The organism is Leclercia sp. LSNIH8 (assembly GCF_002920195.1).
In the GTDB taxonomy this organism is placed as follows: domain Bacteria; phylum Pseudomonadota; class Gammaproteobacteria; order Enterobacterales; family Enterobacteriaceae; genus Enterobacter.
Window position 1 is genome coordinate 252,360 of sequence record NZ_PQJY01000001.1, and the last position, 21,759, is coordinate 274,118.

General features: G+C 56.3%; 25 protein-coding genes. 15 read left to right on the top strand and 10 right to left on the bottom strand.

All coding sequences use genetic code 11. The annotated features are described in order from the left end of the window. Positions 1–45: 45 nt before the first annotated feature. On the bottom strand, positions 46–1,482 hold the full coding sequence (locus tag C3406_RS01200) for an MFS transporter (RefSeq protein ID WP_103824111.1): 1,437 nt from the start codon (positions 1,480–1,482) through the stop codon (positions 46–48). 107 nt (positions 1,483–1,589) lie between these two features. On the opposite strand from C3406_RS01200, the gene C3406_RS01205 reads away from it, so the two are divergent. The 3 genes from C3406_RS01205 to C3406_RS01215 all read left to right on the top strand — a co-directional run bounded on the left by C3406_RS01205 (position 1,590) and on the right by C3406_RS01215 (position 3,191). Beyond that, positions 1,590–2,456 (top strand): helix-turn-helix transcriptional regulator, encoded by an 867-nt coding sequence (locus C3406_RS01205; protein WP_103824112.1) that lies wholly within the window; start codon positions 1,590–1,592, stop codon positions 2,454–2,456. A 137-nt stretch (positions 2,457–2,593) separates the two neighbouring features. Continuing rightward, on the top strand, positions 2,594–2,923 hold the full coding sequence (locus C3406_RS01210) for a type II toxin-antitoxin system RelE/ParE family toxin (RefSeq protein ID WP_103824113.1): 330 nt from the start codon (positions 2,594–2,596) through the stop codon (positions 2,921–2,923). Then, complete coding sequence (locus C3406_RS01215) at positions 2,904–3,191, top strand: helix-turn-helix domain-containing protein (protein ID WP_103178559.1); 288 nt, start codon at positions 2,904–2,906, stop codon at positions 3,189–3,191. Before C3406_RS01210 ends, C3406_RS01215 begins: the two co-directional genes overlap by 20 nt. A 36-nt stretch (positions 3,192–3,227) precedes the next feature. On the opposite strand, the gene nfsB is transcribed toward C3406_RS01215, so the two are convergent. The 3 genes from nfsB to C3406_RS01230 form a co-directional block, all read right to left on the bottom strand. After that, positions 3,228–3,881: an oxygen-insensitive NAD(P)H nitroreductase gene (gene nfsB / locus C3406_RS01220; RefSeq protein ID WP_103824114.1), complete on the bottom strand. Its 654-nt coding sequence runs from the start codon at positions 3,879–3,881 to the stop codon at positions 3,228–3,230. Between the two features lie 76 nt (positions 3,882–3,957). Beyond that, complete coding sequence (locus C3406_RS01225; protein WP_103824115.1) at positions 3,958–4,329, bottom strand: MmcQ/YjbR family DNA-binding protein; 372 nt, start codon at positions 4,327–4,329, stop codon at positions 3,958–3,960. Beyond that, positions 4,319–4,909, bottom strand: a complete 591-nt coding sequence (locus tag C3406_RS01230) for a TetR/AcrR family transcriptional regulator (RefSeq protein ID WP_103829355.1) — start codon at positions 4,907–4,909, stop codon at positions 4,319–4,321. The genes C3406_RS01225 and C3406_RS01230 overlap by 11 nt, the downstream gene beginning before the upstream one ends. A gap of 190 nt (positions 4,910–5,099) precedes the next feature. Between C3406_RS01230 and C3406_RS01235 the strand changes: the two genes are divergently transcribed. Together C3406_RS01235 and C3406_RS01240 are read left to right on the top strand one after the other, a co-directional pair. Then, complete coding sequence (locus tag C3406_RS01235) at positions 5,100–6,203, top strand: MBL fold metallo-hydrolase (RefSeq protein ID WP_103824117.1); 1,104 nt, start codon at positions 5,100–5,102, stop codon at positions 6,201–6,203. A 32-nt stretch (positions 6,204–6,235) separates the two neighbouring features. Further along, positions 6,236–6,577: a RamA family antibiotic efflux transcriptional regulator gene (locus C3406_RS01240; protein WP_103178564.1), complete on the top strand. Its 342-nt coding sequence runs from the start codon at positions 6,236–6,238 to the stop codon at positions 6,575–6,577. A gap of 8 nt (positions 6,578–6,585) precedes the next feature. Here the strand turns inward: C3406_RS01240 and C3406_RS01245 are convergent, their stop codons facing one another. Beyond that, positions 6,586–6,828: a DUF1158 domain-containing protein gene (locus C3406_RS01245; RefSeq protein ID WP_103824118.1), complete on the bottom strand. Its 243-nt coding sequence runs from the start codon at positions 6,826–6,828 to the stop codon at positions 6,586–6,588. A 492-nt stretch (positions 6,829–7,320) separates the two neighbouring features. Between C3406_RS01245 and C3406_RS01250 the strand changes: the two genes are divergently transcribed. Continuing rightward, positions 7,321–10,023 carry a cation-transporting P-type ATPase gene (locus C3406_RS01250; RefSeq protein WP_476629923.1) on the top strand — a complete coding sequence of 901 codons (2,703 nt, stop codon included), beginning with the start codon at positions 7,321–7,323 and terminating at the stop codon, positions 10,021–10,023. 77 nt (positions 10,024–10,100) lie between these two features. On the opposite strand, the gene C3406_RS01255 is transcribed toward C3406_RS01250, so the two are convergent. After that, entirely contained in the window at positions 10,101–11,222 is a 1,122-nt protein-coding gene (locus C3406_RS01255; RefSeq protein ID WP_103824120.1) for a YbdK family carboxylate-amine ligase, read from the bottom strand. A 147-nt stretch (positions 11,223–11,369) separates the two neighbouring features. Here C3406_RS01255 and C3406_RS01260 point away from each other — a divergent pair, with 147 nt between their 5' ends. The 7 genes from C3406_RS01260 (at position 11,370) to C3406_RS01280 (ending at position 15,273) form a co-directional block, all read left to right on the top strand. Beyond that, on the top strand, positions 11,370–11,864 hold the full coding sequence (locus C3406_RS01260; RefSeq protein ID WP_103824121.1) for a GNAT family N-acetyltransferase: 495 nt from the start codon (positions 11,370–11,372) through the stop codon (positions 11,862–11,864). A 44-nt stretch (positions 11,865–11,908) separates the two neighbouring features. Continuing rightward, entirely contained in the window at positions 11,909–12,154 is a 246-nt protein-coding gene (locus C3406_RS01265; protein WP_103824122.1) for a YmjA family protein, read from the top strand. A 95-nt stretch (positions 12,155–12,249) separates the two neighbouring features. After that, a complete protein-coding gene (locus tag C3406_RS01270) occupies positions 12,250–12,738 on the top strand; it encodes a cold-shock protein (RefSeq protein WP_103178570.1) in 489 nt (162 codons plus the stop codon). Between the two features lie 229 nt (positions 12,739–12,967). Next, entirely contained in the window at positions 12,968–13,681 is a 714-nt protein-coding gene (locus tag C3406_RS01275; RefSeq protein WP_103824123.1) for a GNAT family N-acetyltransferase, read from the top strand. A 104-nt stretch (positions 13,682–13,785) separates the two neighbouring features. Beyond that, a complete protein-coding gene (locus C3406_RS26130) occupies positions 13,786–13,926 on the top strand; it encodes a hypothetical protein (protein WP_158250556.1) in 141 nt (46 codons plus the stop codon). Between the two features lie 702 nt (positions 13,927–14,628). Further along, positions 14,629–14,769 (top strand): hypothetical protein, encoded by a 141-nt coding sequence (locus tag C3406_RS26235; RefSeq protein ID WP_197080127.1) that lies wholly within the window; start codon positions 14,629–14,631, stop codon positions 14,767–14,769. A 351-nt stretch (positions 14,770–15,120) separates the two neighbouring features. Then, on the top strand, positions 15,121–15,273 hold the full coding sequence (locus C3406_RS01280; RefSeq protein ID WP_103824124.1) for a Hok/Gef family protein: 153 nt from the start codon (positions 15,121–15,123) through the stop codon (positions 15,271–15,273). A 96-nt stretch (positions 15,274–15,369) separates the two neighbouring features. Here C3406_RS01280 and C3406_RS01285 read toward each other — a convergent pair whose 3' ends face one another. From C3406_RS01285 to C3406_RS01300, 4 genes are read right to left on the bottom strand one after another with little or no spacing between them, the layout of a single operon-like run. Beyond that, complete coding sequence (locus C3406_RS01285) at positions 15,370–16,869, bottom strand: FGGY family carbohydrate kinase (RefSeq protein ID WP_103824125.1); 1,500 nt, start codon at positions 16,867–16,869, stop codon at positions 15,370–15,372. A gap of 14 nt (positions 16,870–16,883) precedes the next feature. Further along, on the bottom strand, positions 16,884–18,302 hold the full coding sequence (locus C3406_RS01290) for an L-fucose/L-arabinose isomerase family protein (RefSeq protein ID WP_103824126.1): 1,419 nt from the start codon (positions 18,300–18,302) through the stop codon (positions 16,884–16,886). Positions 18,303–18,336: 34 nt separating this feature from the next. Continuing rightward, positions 18,337–19,287 carry a transketolase family protein gene (locus C3406_RS01295; protein WP_103824127.1) on the bottom strand — a complete coding sequence of 317 codons (951 nt, stop codon included), beginning with the start codon at positions 19,285–19,287 and terminating at the stop codon, positions 18,337–18,339. Then, entirely contained in the window at positions 19,280–20,110 is an 831-nt protein-coding gene (locus tag C3406_RS01300) for a transketolase (RefSeq protein WP_103824128.1), read from the bottom strand. The genes C3406_RS01295 and C3406_RS01300 overlap by 8 nt, the downstream gene beginning before the upstream one ends. Positions 20,111–20,870: 760 nt before the next feature. Between C3406_RS01300 and C3406_RS01305 the strand changes: the two genes are divergently transcribed. Together C3406_RS01305 and C3406_RS25900 are read left to right on the top strand one after the other, a co-directional pair. Continuing rightward, complete coding sequence (locus C3406_RS01305) at positions 20,871–21,413, top strand: type IV secretion protein Rhs (protein ID WP_103824129.1); 543 nt, start codon at positions 20,871–20,873, stop codon at positions 21,411–21,413. Then, entirely contained in the window at positions 21,410–21,754 is a 345-nt protein-coding gene (locus C3406_RS25900; RefSeq protein ID WP_146052357.1) for a putative T6SS immunity periplasmic lipoprotein, read from the top strand. Before C3406_RS01305 ends, C3406_RS25900 begins: the two co-directional genes overlap by 4 nt. Positions 21,755–21,759: the final 5 nt, after the last annotated feature.

Consider the following 21,759-nt stretch of genomic DNA (forward strand, 5'->3'; position numbering starts at 1 on the left):
GCCGCCATAATGGCGGCTGCGGATCGATTATGCAAACCCAGGGGCTTACCGGGACGCGTGGCAGGCTTTCGTGACCGGCAGGCTAAGACGATGGCGCAGCCGCAGGGTCGCCAGCGCCAGCACCACCATCATGCCCGTTTCTACCGCCAGGAAGAGGTTAATCGCCTCCGCGTAATCCCCTTGATGGTTTTGCAGGGCGTGGAGCAAAATCGCGCCAAATATCGCAGGCCCCAGGCCGAGCGCCGCCTGTTGCAGGGTACTGAGAATGGCGCTGGCGGCCCCGGCGTCATCGGGCTGAATATCGCGCATGCCGATGCGGTAGAAACTGTTCACAATCAGCGCCTGGCCGTAGCCCACCAGCCCGGTGGCCGGGGCGAGGGTCAGGGCGGTGTTTTCCAGCCCCCAGATGCGGAAGGTGGCGATGAGCGCCAGCAGGCCGGTTATCTGAATTGCCAGGCCGGTAAGCAGAATGGTGCTGGTGCTGTAGCGGGCAATCAGGCGCGGGGCAAACCACGCCGAGACAAAATAGGTTACGCCCAGGGCGATAAAACTGTTGCCGGACTGCCATGGCGCCATCCCCAGCCCGGTCTGCATGGTCAGCGCCATGCAGAACATAAACCCGGACCAGACGCTGAAAAAGAGCAGCGCAATCAGCACGCCAAAGCGAATGCTGCCGAGCTGCATCAGACGCGGTGGGATCAGTGGATGGGCGCCTTCACGCTCTTTTTTACGCGCGTTCAGCACCATCAACCAGCCCAGCGGAATAATAGCGAGAAGCATCGCCTTCAGCGGCCAGGACCAGTGCCACTGCGGCCCCAGCGCCATCGGGAACAGCAGGCAGCAGAGGATCGCGGCCAGCAGCGCGGTGCCCGGCCAGTCGATGCGCGACGGCGTATCGCGACGGGTTTCCGGAACAAAACGACGGCTCAGGGCCAGCACCAGCAGGCAGATCGGCACGTTGATAAAGAAGGCGTTGCGCCAGCCCAGCCCGGCGATATCCGCCGACACCAGCCAGCCGCCGCCCATCTGCCCGACGATAAAGGCAATCCCGCCGATGCCGCCAAACAGACTGATGGCTTTGGCGTGAGCGGTGCCTTTCAGCGTCACATGCAGGGTGGCGAGGATCTGCGGCATGATCAGCGCAGCCCCCGCGCCCTGCACGATGCGTGCGGCCAGCAGTTGCTCAATATTGCCTGCCACGCCGCACAGCAGTGAGGCCAGGCCAAAGCTCGCCACGCCCCACATAAACAGACGGCGGCGCCCGAGGTTATCTCCCAGCTTGCTGCCGAGCGCCAGACAGACGGCGAAGGCCACCCCGTAGAGCGCCACAATCAGCTCCAGCTCGGTGGCGGTGGCGTGCAGCGAGTGGGTGATGGAATCCAGCGCCACGTTGGTGATCGAGGTATCGATCAGCGGCAGCATCTGGCCGGTTAACAGCAATATCAGGCCTGCCCGGCCCGGTGAAACAACTGACCTATTCATGGTGACTCCATTGCGTCATTCATCAGATGGTCGTAGCATCAACCATCTGATAAACGGGTACCAGTTCTTGCTTATACTGGTACTGGCACTACCATGCAGGGGGCACTATGGCGCTGATGTCTGAACCGGTCACCGCACTTCAGGATGACACCCGTAAACAGCTGGGCGCCTTTTTACGCGCCCGACGCGAAAGCCTCGACCCGCAGCGTCTTGGCCTGCCGCGCAGCGGTCGCCGCCGCACGCCGGGTCTGCGGCGTGAAGAGGTGGCCATGCTGGCGGATGTGGGCGTCACCTGGTACACCTGGCTCGAGCAGGGCAGGAATGTAAACCCGTCCAGCGCGGTGATGGCGGGGGTGGCGAAAGCGCTGCAATGTACCCCGACCGAAGCCCGCCACCTCTTTCTGCTGGCTGGCCTGCCGCCGGGCGAAGCGCCGCAGGCGGTCTGCTGCGAGGGGATCAGCGAAGGCACCCGCCGTCTGCTCGATACCCTGATGCCAAAACCCGCCAGCATCCAGAAACCGAATTTCGATATCGTGGCGTGGAATGACAGCTTCGGCCATCTGATGGGCGTCGACTTTAACGCCATTCCGCCGGAAGATCGCAACTGTATCTATCTCTTCCTCACTCACCCCGCGTGGCGCGCCCGGCTGGGCAAGCGGGATGACGTGTTGCCGATTTTTGTCTCCTATTTTCGCGCGGCGATGGCCGAGCACCGGGGCGACCCGCAGTGGGAGGCCAAACTGGCACGCTTCTTTGCGGTATCTGAAGAGTTTGAAACCCTGTGGCACCAGCGCAACGACGTGCGCGGCGTGGAAAACCAGCTCAAGCTCTTTACCCATCCCGAACTGGGTGATTTTCATCTCCAGCAGATGTACTGGTACTCCGCCCCGCGCAACGGCTCGCGGCTGCTGGTCTATCTGCCGGTGGATGAGGCGGGAGAGAGGGCAATGGCGTGGCTGGCTGCACAGAAATAATTTCTGCGAGGGGCTTTCAGGGAATAGAAGTCACTCCGGTCTGACCTGGATAAAGGGTGTAAGGTAAATCACGAAAGGCAAAATTAGCCTTTAATGCAAATTGCCTTACATGCTAATATCTTCAGGGATGAAAAATCGTGTTCAGACTTATCGTTCATCAGGCAGTCAGAGAAGAGATCCTCTCGTTGCCTGCATGCGTACAGGCGAAGCTGATTCGTCAGCTTGATAAATTGCGTGCTAACCCAACGGCACTTCGGGAGCCCGACAGCAAGCCATTACCCCATGGTTTGTTTGAAATAAGAACCGTCGGTCTGATTCATAGTCGCGGGATCTATGTTTACCAGCGGGAAAAAACAATTTATCTGTTGCGTGTATTTATCAAGAAGACGAAGAAAACGCCTTCTGCTGAAATCCGTCTGGCACTGAAAAGACAACAGGAGATGTTGGATGAGCAAGAAGATCATTGACTGGGATACGTTAAGAGCGGAGCTGTTAAGCGATTCAGATGTGCAGGCTGCCTTTGACGCCGAAGAGCGTAAGGCGCGGCTACAGGAGATGCTGGCACAGTGGCGCAAACAGGCGGGACTGACGCGTGCTCAGGTGGCGGAGCGCATGGGGGTCAGCGCGCCAACCGTCTCCCGAATGGAAGCCAATATTACCCGGGCGAGTCTGGATACCTTAACGCGTTATGCGTTGGTGTGCGGCGTTAAGCATCCGCAGATTACGCTCTATTGAAAACAGGCACGCCGGAACCCAGCGTGCCAGTAATCATTAGCACTCAGTCACAATCGTGTTCAGCGGCAGACGCGATTTCGGCAGCGTGGCGTTGAAATCTTCCACGCTGTGATGCCCGACCGGCACCACCACCAGGCTGGTGAAGCCTTTCTCTTTCAGGCCAAACTCTTCGTCGAGGATGGCGGCGTCGAAACCTTCAATTGGCACGGCGTCCAGGCCCATTGCGGCCACGCCCAGCAGGAAGTTGCCGACGTTCAGGTATACCTGTTTCGCCATCCACTGGTGGTCATCTTTCAGATCGACACGGTGCATATCGGCGAAGAAGGTGCGGCCTTTGTGGTTGGCAGCTTTCGCTTCCGGGGTGGCGAAGCGGCCATCGGCCTCTTCCTGTTCCACCACGCGGTTCAGCCAGGCATCGTCCATCGCGGTTTTGGCGCAGAACACCACCACGTGAGAGGCATCCAGCATTTTGCGTTCGTTGAAGACAAAGCCACCGGCTGCGGATTTCGCCACGCGAGCCTTACCTTCTTCGGTGCTGGCGACGATAAAGTGCCACGGCTGCGAGTTGGTGCTCGATGGGCTGTACTGCAGCAAAGTTTTAATCTGTTCCGCCTGGTCGGCAGACAATTTTTTGCTCGGATCAAAGGCCTTTGTTGAGTGACGCTTTAAGGCAACAGAGATGATATCCATAACGACTCCTGGGGTTTAATGCAAAAGGGAAAATGATACAAAGGGAAAGGAACAAAGGTAAGGGCATTCCGAGCGCTTAAGGGCCCGGACGCAGACGTTTTTGCTCTTTTTTCGGCAGCTTATCCACCACCAGATGCCACGAATCATTGACCAGATCGGCGATCAGCTCAGGGGTGATATCCTCCGCCGCATAAACCGAGATCCAGTGCTTTTTATTCAGATGGTAGCCAGGCTCAATGCCCCGGTAGATCTGCTGGTTGAGCAGCGATTTTTGCGGGTCGGACTTCAGGCTTACGTGCAGGCGCCCGCGCGCGACGCCAATCAGCATAAAAATCTTACCGCCGACCTTAAACACATCGTAATCCGGGCCAAACGGCCAGCAGTGTTCGGTAAAGGGCAGCTCCAGCGCCACCTGTTTTGCGCAGGCGGCGAGGGTTTTACTGTCCATCGCTATCCTCTTCGGCCAGCGCTCGCCACATCACCTCAAAACCCAGCGCCTTAAATTCGGCTGCGCGGGCCGGTTCGCGGGTAGCGAAGGACATGGTGGTTTCCGCCAGGGATAAAAAGAGCGCGTCGCCAAACAGCTGGAACTCTTCCGACATAAACACCGGGCGGATATGGCGACGGCACAGCTCGTGCAGCTCCGGGAACATCTCATGCACCGCCTGCTCGGTTTCGGCATTGATCTTCTCGCTCACCCCAAGCTGGCGGATGGCGCCGTGGGCCACCGGATTGCGGATCCCCCAGTCAACGTAGCTGTTCCAGATATTGCGGGTATGCTCTTTCGGCTGGGTCAGGGCGCGATCCATATTCGCCAGCATGGTCTGGCACAGATCCTGTTTCAGGTGCAGATTGAGGGCGTTAAGCAGGTCGTCTTTGGTAGCGAAATAGCGAAACAGGGTGCCTTCTGCCACGCCTGCACTGCGGGCGATTAACGCGGTAGAAGCCGCAATGCCGGACTGGGCAAACGCGGTGGTTGCCGCGTCCAGCAACGCCAGTTTTTTATCTTCACTTTTCGGACGAGCCACTGCATTTCCTCCAGGTAATGTGCAAAAACCCCGATTGAATCATGCCCTTTGTGGGGCTGCAACGCGGAATGTCAAAGATCTTAAAACGTCTTGACGACTTTCGCATCACTTCTATAATGAGTGCTTACTCACTCATAATCAAGTTTTGCCCGCGCAGGCCATCGGATGGGGCGCGAATTCGGGTCGGGATATGAAAAAGCGTTTTATTGTTAGCGTGGTGGTAGTGATGATGATTGCATCCGCGGCGAGTTTGCCGTTTGTACTCAATGCCGGGTTCGGCCAGCCGCCACAGGGCGCGCAGCTGAGTGAGTTTGCCGCTTCGCCGCAGTATCGCGACGGCCAGTTCCATAACACCTTGCCGACACCCGGCTTTACCGGCAATAAGAACATGCTGGCGGCGTGGTGGGATTTTCTGGTGACGAAGCGTGAGAACGCACGTCCGGCCCAGCCGCTGCCGCTGGTGAAAACCGATCTGGCCACGCTGCCCTTGGATCAAGAGACGCTGGTCTGGCTTGGCCACTCCTCGTGGTATCTGCAGCTGGCAGGCAAACGCATTCTGATCGATCCGGTATTCAGCAACTATGCCGCACCTTTCTCTTTTCTCAATAAAGCCTTTGCCGGGGAGTACCCGTGGCGTGCCGAAGAGATGCCCGATATCGATCTGCTGATTATCTCGCACGATCACTACGATCATCTCGACTACGCCACCATCAAAGCCCTGTTGCCCAAAGTGAAGCGCGTGGTCACGCCGCTCGGGGTGGGATCGCACCTGCGCTACTGGGGCATGGAGCCCTCGATCATTGAGGAGCGGGACTGGGAGCAGTCGGTGCAGATCAGCGACGATCTCACCGTACATGTCCTGCCGGCGCGCCACTTCTCCGGGCGCGGGCTCAAGCGCAACCAGACGCTGTGGGGCAGCTTTATGTTTGTCACCCCAGAGACGAAAGTGTTCTACAGCGGTGATTCTGGCTATGGCCCGCACTTTAGCGCCATTGGCGAGCGCTTCGGCGCCGTCGATCTGGCGATCATGGAGAACGGCCAGTATGACCAGGACTGGAAGTACATCCACATGCAGCCTGCCGAAACGGCGCAGGCGGCGGCGGATCTTAATGCCAGCGCGGTAGTACCGGGCCACTCCGGGCGCTTTGTGCTGGCAAAACACACCTGGAACGACCCACTGATCCAGCTTACGCAGGCCAGCAAGGATAAAAAATATCGCCTGCTGACTCCGGAGCTCGGTGAGCCGGTCAGGGTAGATGATGCCACGCAACAATTTCGTGCGTGGTGGGAATAATGTTAAATCGAAGAGCAGAGGGGGAGAGCAGCATGACTATTTCCGCTCAGGTTATCGACACCATTGTCGAGTGGATCGACGACAACCTTCATCAGCCGTTGCGTATCGAGGATATCGCCCGACATGCGGGCTACTCCAAATGGCACTTACAGCGGCTGTTTATGCAGTATAAAGGCGAGAGTCTGGGGCGCTATATTCGCGAACGTAAGCTGCGGCTGGCGGCGCGGGATCTACGTGAATCGGATGAAAAGGTCTACGATATCTGCCTGCGTTACGGCTTTGACTCCCAGCAGACCTTTACCCGCGTCTTTACCCGCACCTTTAACCAGCCGCCTGGGGCGTATCGCAAGGATAACCACAGTCGCGCGCATTAACAGCAGACTTAACGCGCAAACCAGCGGCGCCAGATGAAACGCAGAATAAAGAATTCAATGGCGCCGAGCAGTAAAAACCACAGGCAAAAGATGATGGTGTAAAGCTGATTCAGATCCATCAGATGGAAGAGGGTCATCAGCTTTTGCGCCACCACCAGCCCCAGCGACGGCGCAGGCAGTAACAGAACGGAGAGAAAGGCCATCAACAAAATGCCGCCTGCCGTTAACAGCGATTCTAACGGGTGTCTCATGATTATGTTAATCGTCAGTTAAAAATAACATTGTCACGGATAGGGCTTCGTAAAGCAATATCAACCGTCAGACGCAGGCGCGATAAATAATTGTCCGCTAATTCGCTGATATTTCCCTGTCAGAAAAATCTCTATTCAATTAACCTGCATTAATGTCAATTATTGTCAGCCTCCGGCGAATAGTTTTACAAAGGTATAGGTGCTCATTCCAATTAACGTCGCAATAACAATGGCAACAAAAATATATAACGCCAGGCGTCGTCCGCGATAAATCCCAAACATGGTTCCCTCTCGTTTAGTTTCGGTTTAGAAATAATTTGTAAAAAGCGCTCTGGTGAAATGAAACGTTACCGGTTTAATGCCGCCGACAACAATAATAGTGCGATAAATTAATTTTCCTGACAACCCAATATTGTCGACAGATTTATAAAAGCAGATATGGAATTCAGGCTTTTGCTCACCGCAATCTGAAGGAGCTGAAATATGACCAAAATGCACCACACCCAGACGCCGCCGCCCACCACGCCAGACATGGCCTATCAGCAGACCGTAGAGCAGACGCTTGCCGCGCAGCAGAGCACCGCGGCGGGTCTGAGCCGCACGCAAGCACAGGCGCGCCTGGACAAGCATGGCCGCAACGCGCTGCCGGAGAAGAAAGCCAGACCAGCCTGGCTGCGTTTTCTGGCCCATTTTAACGATGTGCTGATTTATGTATTGCTGGCCGCTGCACTATTAACGGCAATAATGGGTCACTGGATCGATACCCTGGTTATTCTGGGTGTGTCGGTCATTAACGAGTTAATTGGTCATATTCAGGAAAGTAACGCCGAAAAATCACTGAGCAGCATCCGGAATATGCTCGCCAGCGATGCTCGTGTTATTCGTGACGGCGATCATGAAACAATACCCACAACTGAAATAGTTCCCGGGGATATTATTGTTCTGCGTGCCGGGGATCGTATTCCGGCCGATATGCGTTTAATTGAGGCGCATAATTTACGCGTTGAAGAGGCTATTCTCACCGGCGAATCGACGGTGGTGGATAAACACACCCAGCCGCTGAACGGGGAATTACCGCTCGGCGATCGCACCAATCTGGTCTTCTCAGGTACCACGGTGAGCGCAGGCGGCGGCGTTGGGGTAGTCATTGCCACCGGCCAGGAGACCGAACTGGGCCACATTAATCAGATGATGGCCGGGATCGAGAAGCACCGCACTCCGCTGCTGGTGCAGATGGACAAACTCGGCAAGGCCATCTTCGGGATCATCATGGCGATGATGGCCGCGCTGTTCGTCTTTAGCCTGCTGCTGCGCGACATGCCGCTCGGTGAGCTGCTGCTCTCTTTGATTAGCCTGGCCGTGGCGGCGGTTCCGGAAGGTCTGCCTGCCATTATCTCGATTATCCTGTCGCTGGGCGTGCAGGCGATGGCCCGCAAGCGCGCCATCATCCGTAAACTGCCCACCGTAGAAACCCTGGGGGCGATGACCGTGGTCTGCTCGGATAAAACCGGCACCCTGACCATGAACGAGATGTCCGTCAAGGCGATCATCACCGCCGACAGCTGCTACCGCGTTGAGGGCGACAGCTATGCTCCGGAAGGCAACATCTCTCTGGAGGGCAGCGACGAGCCGGTGCAGATCCAGCCGGGTACGGTGCTGGAGCACTATCTGCGCACCATCGATCTGTGTAACGACAGCCAGATGATACAGGACGAGCGCGGCCTGTGGCGTATCACCGGCGGGCCGACCGAAGGTGCGCTGAAGGTACTGGCGGCCAAAGCGCGGCTGGCACCGGTCACCACCACGCTGATTAACAAGATCCCGTTTGACTCCCAGTACAAGTACATGAGCGCCCACTATCGGATAGGTGACGAGGAGCAGATCCTCATCACCGGCGCGCCGGACGTTATTTTCGCTCTCTGCGCGCAGCAGCAGACCCGCAATGGCGCCGAAGCCTTCAACCGCAGCTACTGGGAGGCCGAGATGGAGCGTTATGCGCGTCAGGGGCTGCGTATGGTGGCGGCGGCGTACAAACCGGCGAACGGTGAGCAGACGTTAACCCACAACGATCTCGGCCATGGCCTGATCTTCCTCGGTATCGCCGGGATGATGGATCCGCCGCGTCCTGAAGCGATCGACGCCATTCATGCCTGCCAGCAGGCGGGGATCCGCGTCAAGATGATCACCGGGGATCACCCGCAGACGGCCATGAGCATCGGCCAGAAGCTGGGGATCGCCAACAGTGGCCAGGCGGTGACCGGCTCCCAGCTGGAACAGATGGATGATAGCGAGCTGGCAAAAGCGGCGGTGGAGTACGATATCTTCGCCCGCACCAGCCCGGAGCATAAGCTGCGTCTGGTGAAAGCCTTGCAGGAGAAAGGTGAAATCGTCGGTATGACCGGCGACGGCGTAAACGATGCCCCGGCCCTGCGCCAGGCGGATGTGGGCATCGCGATGGGCATCAAGGGCACGGAAGTGACCAAAGAGGCGGCGGATATGGTCCTGACGGACGACAACTTCGCCACCATCGCCAGCGCGGTGAAAGAGGGGCGTCGCGTCTACGACAACCTGAAGAAGACCATTCTGTTTATCATGCCGACCAACCTCGCGCAGGGGCTGCTGATTGTGATTGCTCTGCTGGCGGGGAACATCATTCCCCTGACGCCGGTGCTGATTTTGTGGATGAACATGGCGACCTCCGCCACGCTCTCCTTTGGGCTGGCGTTTGAGGCCGCCGAGCGCAACATCATGCGTCGCCCGCCGCGTCAGAGCGGGCAGCACGTGATGGATGGTTATGCCGTCTGGCGGGTGGCCTTCGTTGGCACCCTGATCGCCGTCGCCGCCTTTGCGCTGGAAGCCTGGCTGGCTCCGCGCGGCCACAGCGCGGAGTTCATCCGCACCGTGCTGCTGCAGATGCTGGTCTGTGCCCAGTGGGTCTACATGATTAACTGCCGCAACACCGAAGGTTTCTCCCTGAACCGCGGCCTGCTGGCGAACAAAGGTATCTGGCTGGTGACGGGCGTGCTGCTGCTGCTGCAGCTGGCAATTATCTACCTGCCGTTTATGCAGATGCTGTTCGGCACCGAAGCGCTGCCGCTGCGCTACTGGGGTGTAACCCTGGCGACCGCGGGCGCGATGTTCTTCATCGTCGAAATCGAGAAGCGACTGACCCGCAGGTTCCGTAAGGCGGTATAACGTTTGGCCCTCTCCCAAAGGGAGAGGGCCAAACTATCACACCTCAGAAGATCGCTTTGGAGGTTAAAACAGAGCGATTACGGGCTGGTCGCCCAAACCTCGCACTGTTTTTGCACTAACGAAATGAGCGAGCCGCCGTCTGCGATAAAGTCCCGCATGCGCTGAGCCTCGCTCTTCTCCTGTTTCAGGCTTCGGGCGATGTCTTCAATCGCACTCGACGCCCCAAGCTTCTGCGCAGAAGGGGCTACGCGCTCCAGCAGCCAGGCGAGATCTTCTGCAATGGTTTTTTGTTCCCCGGTGTGGACGTCCGTCAGGATCCCCTCCAGCCCGTAGCGGCAGGCCTGAAAACGGTTAAAGCGATAGAGTAGAAAATCCCGCTCCTGGTGCTTATAAGGCCGGGTGGTGAGCAGCCAGTGGGAGGTGGCCTGGATCAGCCCCGCGATATTAATGGCATGGGCGAGGGTCAGCGGCGTGTCCATCACCCGCACCTCCACGGTGCCAAAATGGGGGCTCGGGCGAATGTCCCAGTGTAGATCCTTGATGCTGTCAATCATGCTGGTGTGGCTCAGACGCCGGAACAGCCCTTCGAACTCCTGCCAGCTGTTAACCCACGGCATCAGGCCGTTATCCGGGAATCCGGAGAAGATATTGAGGCGCGAAGAGGAGAACTTCGTGTCGGTGCCCTGCATATAGGGCGACGTTGCCGCCAGGGCGATAAAGTGCGGCACAAAGCGCGACAGCCCGTGCAGCAGGTAAATAGCGTCATCCCCGGTTCGGCAGCCCACATGAACATGCTGACCAAACACCGTGGCCTGTAAAATCAGATAGCCAAAGCGTTCAAGCGTGGCGTTGTAGCGTTCGTCCTCGCACACCTCCTGACGCTGCCACTTCTGAAACGGATGCGTACCGCCGCCGCAAATCTGAATATGCTGTTCCGCCGCAGCCCGCAAAATGCTCTGCTGCAGGGCGGAAAACTGCGCCGCCGCTTGGTCGATGTTCTGGCAGACGCCGGTGGCGATCTCCAGCATGCTTTCGGTGATATCGTGCTTCACTTCCCCGGCTTTGATGTCGTTTTTCACGGCGGCGATCAGGGCGGATGAGTCCTGGCTCAGATCGTAGCCCGGCGGGTTAACCACCTGCAGTTCCAGTTCGATGCCGAGGGTGTAGGGTTCAGAGGATTTAAAATCGGGTAAAGGCATGGCGCACTCCGTTGTCTGTGATGAGTTGAGTATAGACAACGGGTGAGGTTCTCCCTTTCCCTATGGAACAGGCCCAGTCTACCTTGACGCTCCAGAGTCGTTATCGCTATTAATATTGGCCTGATTATTAACATTAAGGAGCAAGCAATGGTCTCATTTCGACCCCTGACAGAGGATGAGTATCCTGCTTATCTGGACTATTTTATTGATGATTATGCCGGGGAGATCGCCTCAAACTACGGACTCTCTCAACACGATTCTCTTGCCAGAGCGAAGCAGGAAATTGCCGAAATGCTTCCTGAAGGCGTGAATACGCATGGACACGTTTTACTCTCTCTTGTTGCGCCGATAGATCAGACCAACAGGCCTGTCGGTTATCTCTGGTACAAACCCGATACAATGATGCGTTCAGTGTTTATCTACGATTTTCATATTTTCACCTCTTGTCAGGGGCAGGGGCTGGGTAAACAGACTCTTCGCGTTTTTGAAGCGCATCTGCGCGAAAGGGGCTTTAAAGAGATCAGACTGCGAGTGGCAGGGGATAATACCCGTGCCCGGCATCTTTACGAGACCAGCGGTTTTGGCATTACCGGAGTCAACATGAGCAAGTCTATTGTGGCGCCCGCGGAAAAAATATTGTGAGGATGCTAAAATCCTCGCAACAACTGACACCCTGAGGATAACGCATGAGCAACGACGTACCGATTAAATATTATGACATCGTGGATGAGTACATGACGGAAGCCGCCGAGCCGGTCAACGAGTCAGAGCGTGATTCGCTGGCGCTCTATTTCCAGCTGTTGATCACCCGCCTGATGAATAACGAAGAGATCAGTGAAGCGGCGCAGACCGAGATGGCGGTGGAAGCCGGCATCAACACCCAGCGCATTGACGATATCGCCAATTTCCTGAACCAGTGGGGCAATGAGTAGTTACTGCATGAAAGACGTAGTCTGCGCAGGCGTTGTGCTTTACACTGCGCGCGGCAAAAACTGAGTTAGTAACGATTAATTAGGCGGTAACGGCAATGGCGATGAACGGAACAATCACAACCTGGTTTGCAGATAAGGGCTTTGGATTTATCAAAGATGAAAACGGCGATAACCGCTATTTTCATGTGATTAAGGTCGCCAATCCCGATCTGATTAAGAAAGATGCCGCGGTAACGTTTGAACCGACCACCAACAACAAGGGGTTGTCGGCGTATGCGGTGAAGGTGATCCCCGAGAGCAAATATATTTACCTCGATGGCGAGCGCCATAAAATCACCTCCATCAAATCTTACCTGGTCTACAGCGAAGAAGAGCCCGCCGAAACCCGGATTGATAAAGAGAACGGCGTGCTGTCGGTGAAGAGCCTGATGGGCAATATCGCGCCGAAATCAACGGCCAAAGCGGGCGAAATGCGCACGGTAAGAAAACTGGCTATCACCACCTTCCAGGGCAAAACCTTTATCTTCTCCGAAGATGAGATTGACCTGGATGCCACGGTAAAAATGCTCAAGAACCTGAAGTAATCTGCATCCTGCCGGGTAGCGGCTGCGCCTTACCCGGCCTGCAAACCAAAGCGGCGCGAAATGCAGGCCCGTGCAAGCGCAGCGCCGTCGTCCTCTCATCGAACTTCTCTCCTGATACATCCCCAGCATAAAGAATTATTTACGCGATTAACGCGCCCGACAGTACTGTTATGCAGACAATCCTGTATTGTGAAATAACAAACCGTTCACAAAGAAAGGGGGTAGCAGCGTGCCGGAGATGAATATCTGGGGACAGATGGTTAACGATCCTGTTCCCGGCTGGCAGGGGGCCAGTGTACTGGAGCGCGGGGTGCTGGAAGGGCGTTTTTGCCGCCTTGAGCCGCTGAATGCGCACCAGCATGCGAGCGATCTGTTCGAGGCCTACGCGCTGGGCGACGACAGCGACTGGACCTGGCTTGCCAGCAATCAACCTGCCAGCGTGGAAGAGACCGCCAGCTGGGTGCAGGGCAAAGTGCAGGATAAGGCGCTGGTGCCTTTTGCAGTGATCGATCGCCAGAGCGAGCGCGCCGTCGGGCTGGTCTGTTATATGGCCATTGAGCAACAGCTGGGTTCGGTGGAGATAGGGCATGTCACCTGGTCGCGCAAAATGAAAAACAGCCCGCTCGGCACAGAGGCGATCTGGCTGCTGCTGAAATATGGTTTTGAGCGAGGCTATCGCCGTCTGGAGTGGAAGTGCGATTCGATGAACATCCTCTCGCGCCGGGCCGCAGAGCGGCTGGGCTTTACCTGGGAAGGGCGGCTGCGCCAGAAGCTGGTGCGTAAAGGCCGTAACCGCGACAGCGATATGCTCTCCATCATAGACAGCGAATGGCCGGAGCGGGACGCGGCTCTGCGTGGCTGGCTGGCCGCAGATAATTTTGATAACGATGGACGGCAGATCAAACGCCTCGAGGCATTTCACGTTCGCCCCGAAACGGCATAACAGTGAATTTATTGCAGGCGCGCCTCTAAAGAGGGGCCCCTGCGCCGTTTATTTTCTTTTGCTATTAAGGGCATGCCGTCGCCGATCATCTGCACGTTGACCTGGTGGAGGTCATTCATACCAGCCTCAAATACAGCCCGTGGCTCTGGCTGGCGATGTTCCTGGGTTCGGGTGTGAAGGTCTTTTTCTGGCGCTGGCTGTTTGCGGCCGTGCGCCAGGAGAACAGATCAGATGTTACCGCCTGAGGACAGGGCAGAAACAGGCGCGGGAACGCGAGCACGCTCGTGAGGCGCGCTACAACCATCACCACCACGGATAAACAGGTCCGCCCACCTCTTTGGTGGGCATGATATCGTCCGGTTACCTCTCTTTATACGCCTTGACTTATTTGACTAAAGTCAAACTTTAGTGACTTATTTAATTGTCTTAATAATGTTATTTGGTGACGATTTTTAAAAAGTTGTTACTAGATAAAGTAGTCTTTACTTAGTCTTTTGCTTTGATTGAGTTTGTAGAGGTTATCTAAAGCGTTCAGCTCAAACGCATCGGGTATCGGGGCATCCTCTTTGAATATCACTCTCGTGAGGCGCATAACGCTCTGGTGCATCTGAAGTTTGCACCATCCCGGTAAAGATGACCACTTTATCAATCATGAAAGTCTTCTTGATGAAGTCTAATCGCAAACATAATGTTCTGCGTGTATCTGTCTATTGTAAGACATGTCACTTTCTTTCATTTGAAAATAATCTTTCGATAAAGTCTTTCTGATTTAACATACCTTCAACAAAATGTGTCTCAGATTTAGAATGTTGACATGTTTTAAGCAGACTTTCATATTTCAGGACATGAAATAACTGCATGCTTAAGGCGGAGGGAGTGTGGACAAAATCAGAAGTTATCCATCAAAGCGCAGACCGCGAGGTGAAAGTAAAAATGCCCGGTTAACCATGCTGAGCGCACGCATCGATGAAGAGCTTTGTGAGTACGTGCAGGCCACCGCTTACGAAACGCGTAAAAGCAAACAGGACATCATCGCGGAAGCCCTGATGCTTCATCGCCAGCACCATCAGCCTAACCCCGATAACTGAAGCTCGTCTCAGCGTACAGGTTCGTCAAACAAAAAAGGTAGTACAGAATGACGTTTCTACGCCTCTGGCATGACTGCACTCTGCTCCGGTGATGACGTCGATTTAACGTACTTCACGCCATCATCTAAACGTTTTCTGAAAAAGTAATTTACCTGGCTAAATAACCAGTGAAAAGGCGGTTTTTTCACCTGAGCGAGCGTAGTATTGCGGCGGGTGCCTGATGCTTTCTGAGCTCAGGCAGGTCTGGAGATGCAGAAAGCAAAAGCCCCGGAGATGTTTCCATCAACCGGGGCTACCTACCCAAACCTAGCAATTTGGATGGTAGCCTCTTCTTAGCAAGGAGGCAATGACATGCTTAACAAGTACGCCTTTTGGGCGATCCTGGTGCTGGCTTTAACTGTGCTGGGCGTCACGTTTCTGGTTCGCGAAACGTTATGCGAGCTGAGCTTTAAGGAGCGTGATGTAGAAGTGAAAGCTGTTCTCGCTTACGAAACGAAGAAGTAGCGGTATGCGGGGAGCAATCCCCGCTTATCCAATGGTCGGTTTGGTTCGGGCACCCGTTTATTTGCCCCGTCTGGCGTATCGCCGGACGGGGCATTTTTATTGGCGTACCAGCGCAACGGCCTGCTGCCAGGCCTGCCAACGAGACTGCAATCGGGCGTGGCGCGCCATATCCGGCGTAAAAGTGACCTGCTCCGGCAGATACTGGCGCAGCTGGGCGGTGGTCAGGTTAAACAGCGCCTTACGGGCCAGCAGTGCCGCCCCCATCGCTGAGAGTTCCGCCACGTCGCTGCGCATCACCGGGCAGCCGAGCAGGTCCGCCTGGTACTGCATCAGCCAGTCGTTTTTTGTCGGCCCGCCGTCAACCATCAGCGCATTCAGGGCAAAGCCCGGATGGGCGCGCATCGCCTGCACCACGTCGGCAATCTGATAGGCGATCGACTCCAGCGCCGCGCGGATCAGGTGCGCCCGCTTCACGCCGCGGCTCAGGCCGTGGATCATCCCGCGGGCGTTTTCATTCCACCACGGCGCGCCAAGGCCGGTCAATGCCGGCACAAAGTAGACGCCGAGCGTGGAGTCTACCGAGCGGGGGAGGGTGTTGAGCTCATGGATAAGCTCCGCCTGCGACAGCTCGCTTAAGCCGGTGCTGTCCGCCATCCACGCCACCGCGTCACCGGTATGGGGGATATTCCCCTCCAGCCCGTAGACCAGCGTATCGCCGTCGTGCCAGGCCACGGTGGTGGCCAGCGTGCTCACCTCGCTGCGGGCAGAGGCCACCGGCGCCATCACCGACGAGCCAGTGCCGTAGGTCGCCTTCACGCAGCCTTCCGCCCCCAGACCGTGGGCAAACAGCGCGGCGTGAGAGTCACCGATCATCGCCATCACCGGCAGTCCGTCCGGAATGGAGGGGCAGCCGCGGGTGTAACCAAACAGTCCGCTGGAAGGTTTGATATCAGGCAGGGCCGCGCGGGGGATGCCAAACAGCGCCAGCATCTGCGGGTCCCAGTCGGCGCTGTGCAGGTTCATCAGCTGAGTGCGGGCGGCGTTGGCGTAGTCGCAGTTGAAAGCCTGCCCCTGGGTCAGGTTCCACAGTAGCCAACTGTCAACGGTGCCGAGGCAGATCTCACCCCGGGCGGCACGCGCTGTGCCGTCGGGGGGGTTCTCCAGCAGCCAACGCATTTTGGAGGCAGAAAACAGCGGCGCGATGGGCAGGCCCGTGGCCGCTCTAATCTCCGGGCCGTGGCCCTGCTCACGCAGCTGGTGGCAAAAGGCCGCGGTGCGGGAACATTGCCAGCTCAGCGCCGGGGCAATGGGTTTGCCCGTTGCCCGCTCCCAGCCCACCACGGTTTCTCGTTGATTGCTGATCGCCAGCGCCGCCACTCTCTCTGCCCCGACGGTGGCCATCGCGCGGGCCACCACCTCCAGAGAGGCCTCCACCAGCAGGTCGGCGGATTGTTCAACCCAGCCTTCGTGGGGCGTCTGGATCGCCAGCGCCCGGGAGAAGCTCGCCACCACATGCCCGCTGGCATCCAGCGCCACCGCTTTGGCATTGGTGGTGCCCTCGTCGAGGGCGATGATAATGTCTTTGTTCACCGACATAGCGGCCTCCAGCCTTAACGATGAAGGTAAGTTGAGACGCCAAGGTAGCGGGTAAAGGCTTTATGCAGGATCTCCGCGCTGGCGGAGTGGTTCATCGCCACGTGATGCTCAAAGCCGTTGCGGCAGATCCAGTTCAGCAGGTTCTCCAGATGCGGCACCTGGATCACGGCCCGGCAGCCCACCGTGTCGAGCGGATCGTCCACCGACTGGCCCTGGCCTACGTAGGCTTTAATTTCCCCGGTCAGATCGTCGGTGCTCAGGCGGAAGTAGGTGAGGGGGCCGCTTTTCAGGCGACCATGCACCGCGCCGCAGGTGTTCTCTTTCCCGACCGTGGTGCCGATGATGTCGGCGGTGCCCATATGCGGGGATTCCAGGCTTTCGGCAGCAAAGTTACCGCAGTGGAACAGCACGCACTTGTCGCGCTCGTCGCCGAAGTTGTTGTTCCAGTCGGCAATGGAGGCCGGGTTCATATTGCTGCTGGCCAGGGCGTACATGGAGAGTGCCCCCATCACGTCCACCTCGCAGGCGCTCGGCATCAGCTGGCCGGACATGACGCTCATGATCGAGCAGACGTTAATGCCCAGGTTCTCCTGCAGCGAAGTCCAGCACTGGATGGCGGTGGTGTCGATATCGTTGGCGGCCACCCACTCGCTGATGACCACAAACAGCTTCGCCATGGTCACCAGCTTGTCGGCCGGAATGCGGCTGGCGTCGGCGTTGTCGATCAGGATCCGCCGTTTTTCATCCACGCGGATGTCATCGTCGCGTAGGGTTTTGATCCGGGTAAAGACTTCGGACAGATCGAGCGTCTCCACGGCGATGCCCAGTCTCTCCAGCAATTTTTCGCTGTAGCGTACGGTGTTAAAGCCCGCCGGACGCGCACCGATCGCCCCCACGCGTACGCCGCGCATGCTGCTTACCACGCGGCAGACCTGCTCGAAACGCTTCAGATCCTGCGCAAACACCTCCCCGTCGAGGGCGCAGACGTGCTGGGTGGTAAGGGTAAAAGGAATGCCGTACTGACGCAGGTTGTTGCAGAGGGAGATTTTGCCGCAGAAGCTGTCGCGGCGGGTTGCCAGCCCCATTTTATCGAGGTTGTCCTCCTCGGCCTGCACCAGCACCGGCACGTTCAGGCCGGAGAGACGCAGGGTCTCGGCGATGGCTTTTTCATCGCCAAAGTTAGGCAGCAGCACCACCACGCCGTGAATGCTGTCGCGGTGGGCGCGAAACAGTTCGGCGCAGGCTTTCGCATCCTGACGGGTTTCCACGCCGCCGAGCTCGGTCTGGCTGGGGTCGAGCATAATGGTGTTGATACCCAGACGGCCAAAGAGGGCGATCGCCTGCTCGCGCGCTTCCGCTACCAGATAGCTCGGGAAGAACCCCCGGTTGCCGATGACCACGCCCATTGTCAGTTGTTGAGGAATTCGGGACATTGCTTTTCTCTCCAGTAAGATGTTGTTGTTATTTTCAGCAAACCTGTCGCGTCAGCATTTCCCGGGCGTGCTTCACCACCCCAGCGACATCAATCTCGTGGCGTGCCCGCGTTGACGCTCTGTCGGCAGCAATCGCGTATTGTCCATCCGGGATCCCCAGCCGTTTCAGCGGCACGGCGCATCCCGCTTCGGCCAGCACTTCCGCCACCAGGCTGCCGACGCCGCCGTTGACGTTATGCTCTTCGACGCTCACCACCGCCTTGCACGGGGCGAGGGCGGCCAGCAGCTGTTGGGTATCACACGGACGAATAGATGGAATGCTGATAACAGTGGCGTCAATACCTTCTTCCGCGAGTTGTGCAGCAGCTTCCACAATTTCATGTACCGTCGAGCCCATCGCCACCAGCGCCACGTCCTGGCCGCTGCGCAGGACGTCAATCTTGCCCGGCGTAAAACGGTAGGTGTCGTCATGCAGTTCCGGCAGGTTTTTCCCGTCGAGACGGATATAGACCGGGCCCACATGGTCGAGGGCGTAGTCGATGATCTGGCGGCACTCGTTCGGGCTCGACGGGGCGTAAATTTCGATATTGCCGAAGCCGCGCATGATGGCGATATCGTCGATGCTGTGGTGGGTGCTGGCGAGCGGCCCATAGCTGGCCCCCGCGTTCAGGCCGAACAGCTTGACGTTGGTGTTGTTGTAACAAATGTCGACTTTGATCTGCTCGTTAGCCCGCGAGATCAAAAACGGCGCGGCGTTGCAGGTGACGGCGATCTTGCCGCCGATTGCCAGACCGGCAGCGGCGCCCACCAGCGTCTGCTCAGCGATGCCGACGTTGACCAGGCGGCCCGGGAAACGCTGCATAAAGGGGGCGATTTTCGCCGTGGAGGTGGAGTCCGCCACCACCGGCACCAGGTCCACGCCGCGTTCAACGGCGTCAATAAAGGCATTCACCATCACCGTGGCGAGGTGTTCGCTATTACTCATCTTTCAGTTCCTCCAGCGCCAGTTCAATCTCTTCCCCTTTCGGCACCCGGTGGTGCCATTCAGGCCGTCCCTGAATAAACGAAATTCCCGCGCCCTTAGTGGTGTGGGCAATCACCACATGGGGTTTGCCGTTGGGTTTCAGCCCTTCCAGGGTGGCGACCACGTCCGCCATGTCGTTGCCGTTGCAGGCGGTCACCTCCAGGCCGAACGCTTTCCATTTCTCATCCAGCGGATCGGTATTGAGGATCTCTTTGGTGGAGCCCGCCAGCTGCAGATTGTTTTTGTCGTTGATAATGAACAGGTTATCCAGCTGATAGTGGGCAGCGACCAGCGCGGCCTCCCAGTTGCTGCCTTCCGCCAGCTCCCCGTCACCGGTCACCACAAACACCCGGCGCTTGCTGTTGTTGCGTTTTGCCGCCAGGGCGATCCCGACCGCTACCGGCAGACCATGCCCCAGCGCGCCGGTATTCAATTCAATACCCGGCGTTTTATGTTTCACCGGATGGCCCGGCAGATGGGAGTCGGCATGTTGATAGGTGGCGAGCCATTCAACGGGGATAAACCCGGCTTCGGCCAGCACGCAGTAATAGCCGCCCACCGCATGGCCCTTCGACTGGATATAGATATCGCGTTCATCGCTATCCTTCAGCTGCGGGGAGCAGTTCAGAATGCGGAAGTAAAGGGCGGTGAGCAGTTCGACCTGCGACAGATCGGCCCCGGTGTGGCCGCCCGCCGGGCTTTCGGCATTCAGCACGATGATCCGGCGACGAATCGAGCGCGCCCGGGTTTCGAGCTCCGCGATGGAGAGCGAAAACGGATTCATAACATACCTCCTGAATTTATAATCTGATGTGAATAATTATTCCAGCCGGGTAAGCTATTTCCCTGTTCTCTCTGTCAGAGCAGGGATTTATGACCGCTTTGAATATATATTCAATGCTGATTTATTATTCATGTAATGTAAGATATGCCCAGTCAGGAGGTTTGTCTACGGTTTGAGCGGGCAAATTTCGAAGAAAGGAGAAAAGGATCACATTTGCCCGGAAGAAGACCCGGTCATCGGCATGGAGCTGGCGCACATCCGCGCCTGACCACAGGTGATTGCCCTGCGGGCGGAGCGGAATAACGCATCGTGGTGCGGCATACCGCTGCGTAATACTGTTTTTACGCCAGTTGTTTCAGAATGATCCGCGTCGAGAGGGGAATTAAGGGCGAAGAATCAGAAGGACACATTCATCCTTGCAAGGTCGCCGGTCAACATAAGGGCTGTAAAAAGCTTTAGAGAAAATGATTTGGCAAGACCTAAGGCAATTGTAGTAATTTTTATTTCAAAGGGTTACGAAGGCAGACTAATAAAACATGTTGACCTCAGTCATGCCGGATTAATGGGCTGTTTAAATACCAATATGAATTGTTTAAATATTAGCTATGCTAACGAAAAATAGAAAGGTGCTCTGTTTAACGCTTAGCGATATGAAATATGATAAACGAGACCAATGTATTGTCTATTTTTATTCAGCACATAAACAATTGTACAATTTTAAACCGTTGATATGATAAATCCTTCTTATTGGAGGGATAATATGTCGAATGGAATAAATCGCGGAGGTCTGCGGTTATTGACCCTTGGTGAAATTAATCTGGCTCGCACGCTCTACGCTTTTAGTATTCGTTATAACGAAGTATGGATTCACCGCAGCAGCTATCTTCCTTTCAATATGCAGGCGAACAACGTCGCTATGGCGCCAAACGGCGAAATATATTTTCAGGAAGGGGTGTATGAGCCTGATTTTTCACAGCCACACGTCAAAAACGATCGCATAGGCGGTCAGCACATATTTCTGCATGAAATGATGCATGTCTGGCAACACCAGCGCGGGATGATGGTAAGAACGCGTGGCGCATTCTCATGGGCTGTTGATTACAACTATGAGCTTAATAAACCAAATTTGATGGACTATGGCATAGAAAATCAGGCATGTATCGTGAGTGATTACTGGTTGCTGAAAACATATGGATTCGGTAATCGAAACGACCTGTATCGCCTCAAAAACTATGACCCGTCAGAGCCTACCCTCAAACTCATCGCTCGATATCAGAAAGTGCTTGGGAGTTTCCCGCATTGAAACGCTACTTATCCTTAATTCTGTTATCTGTAACCCTTGTCGGATGTGGTAAAGGCGATCGTGCAGCCCCCTGGCGCTCGATCATCGTTGATAAGGGGCATGTTTGCTTTTCGGTGGATAAAACCGACGTCCTGAGTCGCTATAACATTTCTTCAATGCAGGGTGGAGAATACAAAGAATTTGCTACTAATGAGCACGTTGCTCTCTCCTATCCAGGCTCCTGTTTAAACCTGATGCTTAGGCCGGGTTATACCTATGGCGTGTCGTACACGCTTAATGGTTCAAATTATCGCTACGTGTTCTTTATCGACAATGACTGGAACGTCTCAAGTAATCAATAAGGGAA

Coding starts and splice junctions, on each gene's coding strand:
- C3406_RS26235 (WP_197080127.1), top strand. CDS start 14,629: ATGCTGAGCGCACGCATCGATGAAGAGCTTTGTGAGTACGTGCAGGCC.
- C3406_RS01285 (WP_103824125.1), bottom strand. CDS start 16,869: ATGTCGGTGAACAAAGACATTATCATCGCCCTCGACGAGGGCACCACC.
- C3406_RS01280 (WP_103824124.1), top strand. CDS start 15,121: ATGCTTAACAAGTACGCCTTTTGGGCGATCCTGGTGCTGGCTTTAACT.
- C3406_RS01270 (WP_103178570.1), top strand. CDS start 12,250: ATGGCGATGAACGGAACAATCACAACCTGGTTTGCAGATAAGGGCTTT.
- C3406_RS01255 (WP_103824120.1), bottom strand. CDS start 11,222: ATGCCTTTACCCGATTTTAAATCCTCTGAACCCTACACCCTCGGCATC.
- C3406_RS01265 (WP_103824122.1), top strand. CDS start 11,909: ATGAGCAACGACGTACCGATTAAATATTATGACATCGTGGATGAGTAC.
- C3406_RS01300 (WP_103824128.1), bottom strand. CDS start 20,110: ATGAATCCGTTTTCGCTCTCCATCGCGGAGCTCGAAACCCGGGCGCGC.
- C3406_RS01240 (WP_103178564.1), top strand. CDS start 6,236: ATGACTATTTCCGCTCAGGTTATCGACACCATTGTCGAGTGGATCGAC.
- C3406_RS01290 (WP_103824126.1), bottom strand. CDS start 18,302: ATGTCCCGAATTCCTCAACAACTGACAATGGGCGTGGTCATCGGCAAC.
- C3406_RS01235 (WP_103824117.1), top strand. CDS start 5,100: ATGAAAAAGCGTTTTATTGTTAGCGTGGTGGTAGTGATGATGATTGCA.
- C3406_RS01205 (WP_103824112.1), top strand. CDS start 1,590: ATGGCGCTGATGTCTGAACCGGTCACCGCACTTCAGGATGACACCCGT.
- C3406_RS01200 (WP_103824111.1), bottom strand. CDS start 1,482: ATGAATAGGTCAGTTGTTTCACCGGGCCGGGCAGGCCTGATATTGCTG.
- C3406_RS01295 (WP_103824127.1), bottom strand. CDS start 19,287: ATGAGTAATAGCGAACACCTCGCCACGGTGATGGTGAATGCCTTTATT.
- C3406_RS01305 (WP_103824129.1), top strand. CDS start 20,871: ATGTCGAATGGAATAAATCGCGGAGGTCTGCGGTTATTGACCCTTGGT.
- C3406_RS01225 (WP_103824115.1), bottom strand. CDS start 4,329: ATGGACAGTAAAACCCTCGCCGCCTGCGCAAAACAGGTGGCGCTGGAG.
- C3406_RS01250 (WP_476629923.1), top strand. CDS start 7,321: ATGCACCACACCCAGACGCCGCCGCCCACCACGCCAGACATGGCCTAT.
- C3406_RS01245 (WP_103824118.1), bottom strand. CDS start 6,828: ATGAGACACCCGTTAGAATCGCTGTTAACGGCAGGCGGCATTTTGTTG.
- C3406_RS01260 (WP_103824121.1), top strand. CDS start 11,370: ATGGTCTCATTTCGACCCCTGACAGAGGATGAGTATCCTGCTTATCTG.
- nfsB (WP_103824114.1), bottom strand. CDS start 3,881: ATGGATATCATCTCTGTTGCCTTAAAGCGTCACTCAACAAAGGCCTTT.
- C3406_RS01215 (WP_103178559.1), top strand. CDS start 2,904: ATGAGCAAGAAGATCATTGACTGGGATACGTTAAGAGCGGAGCTGTTA.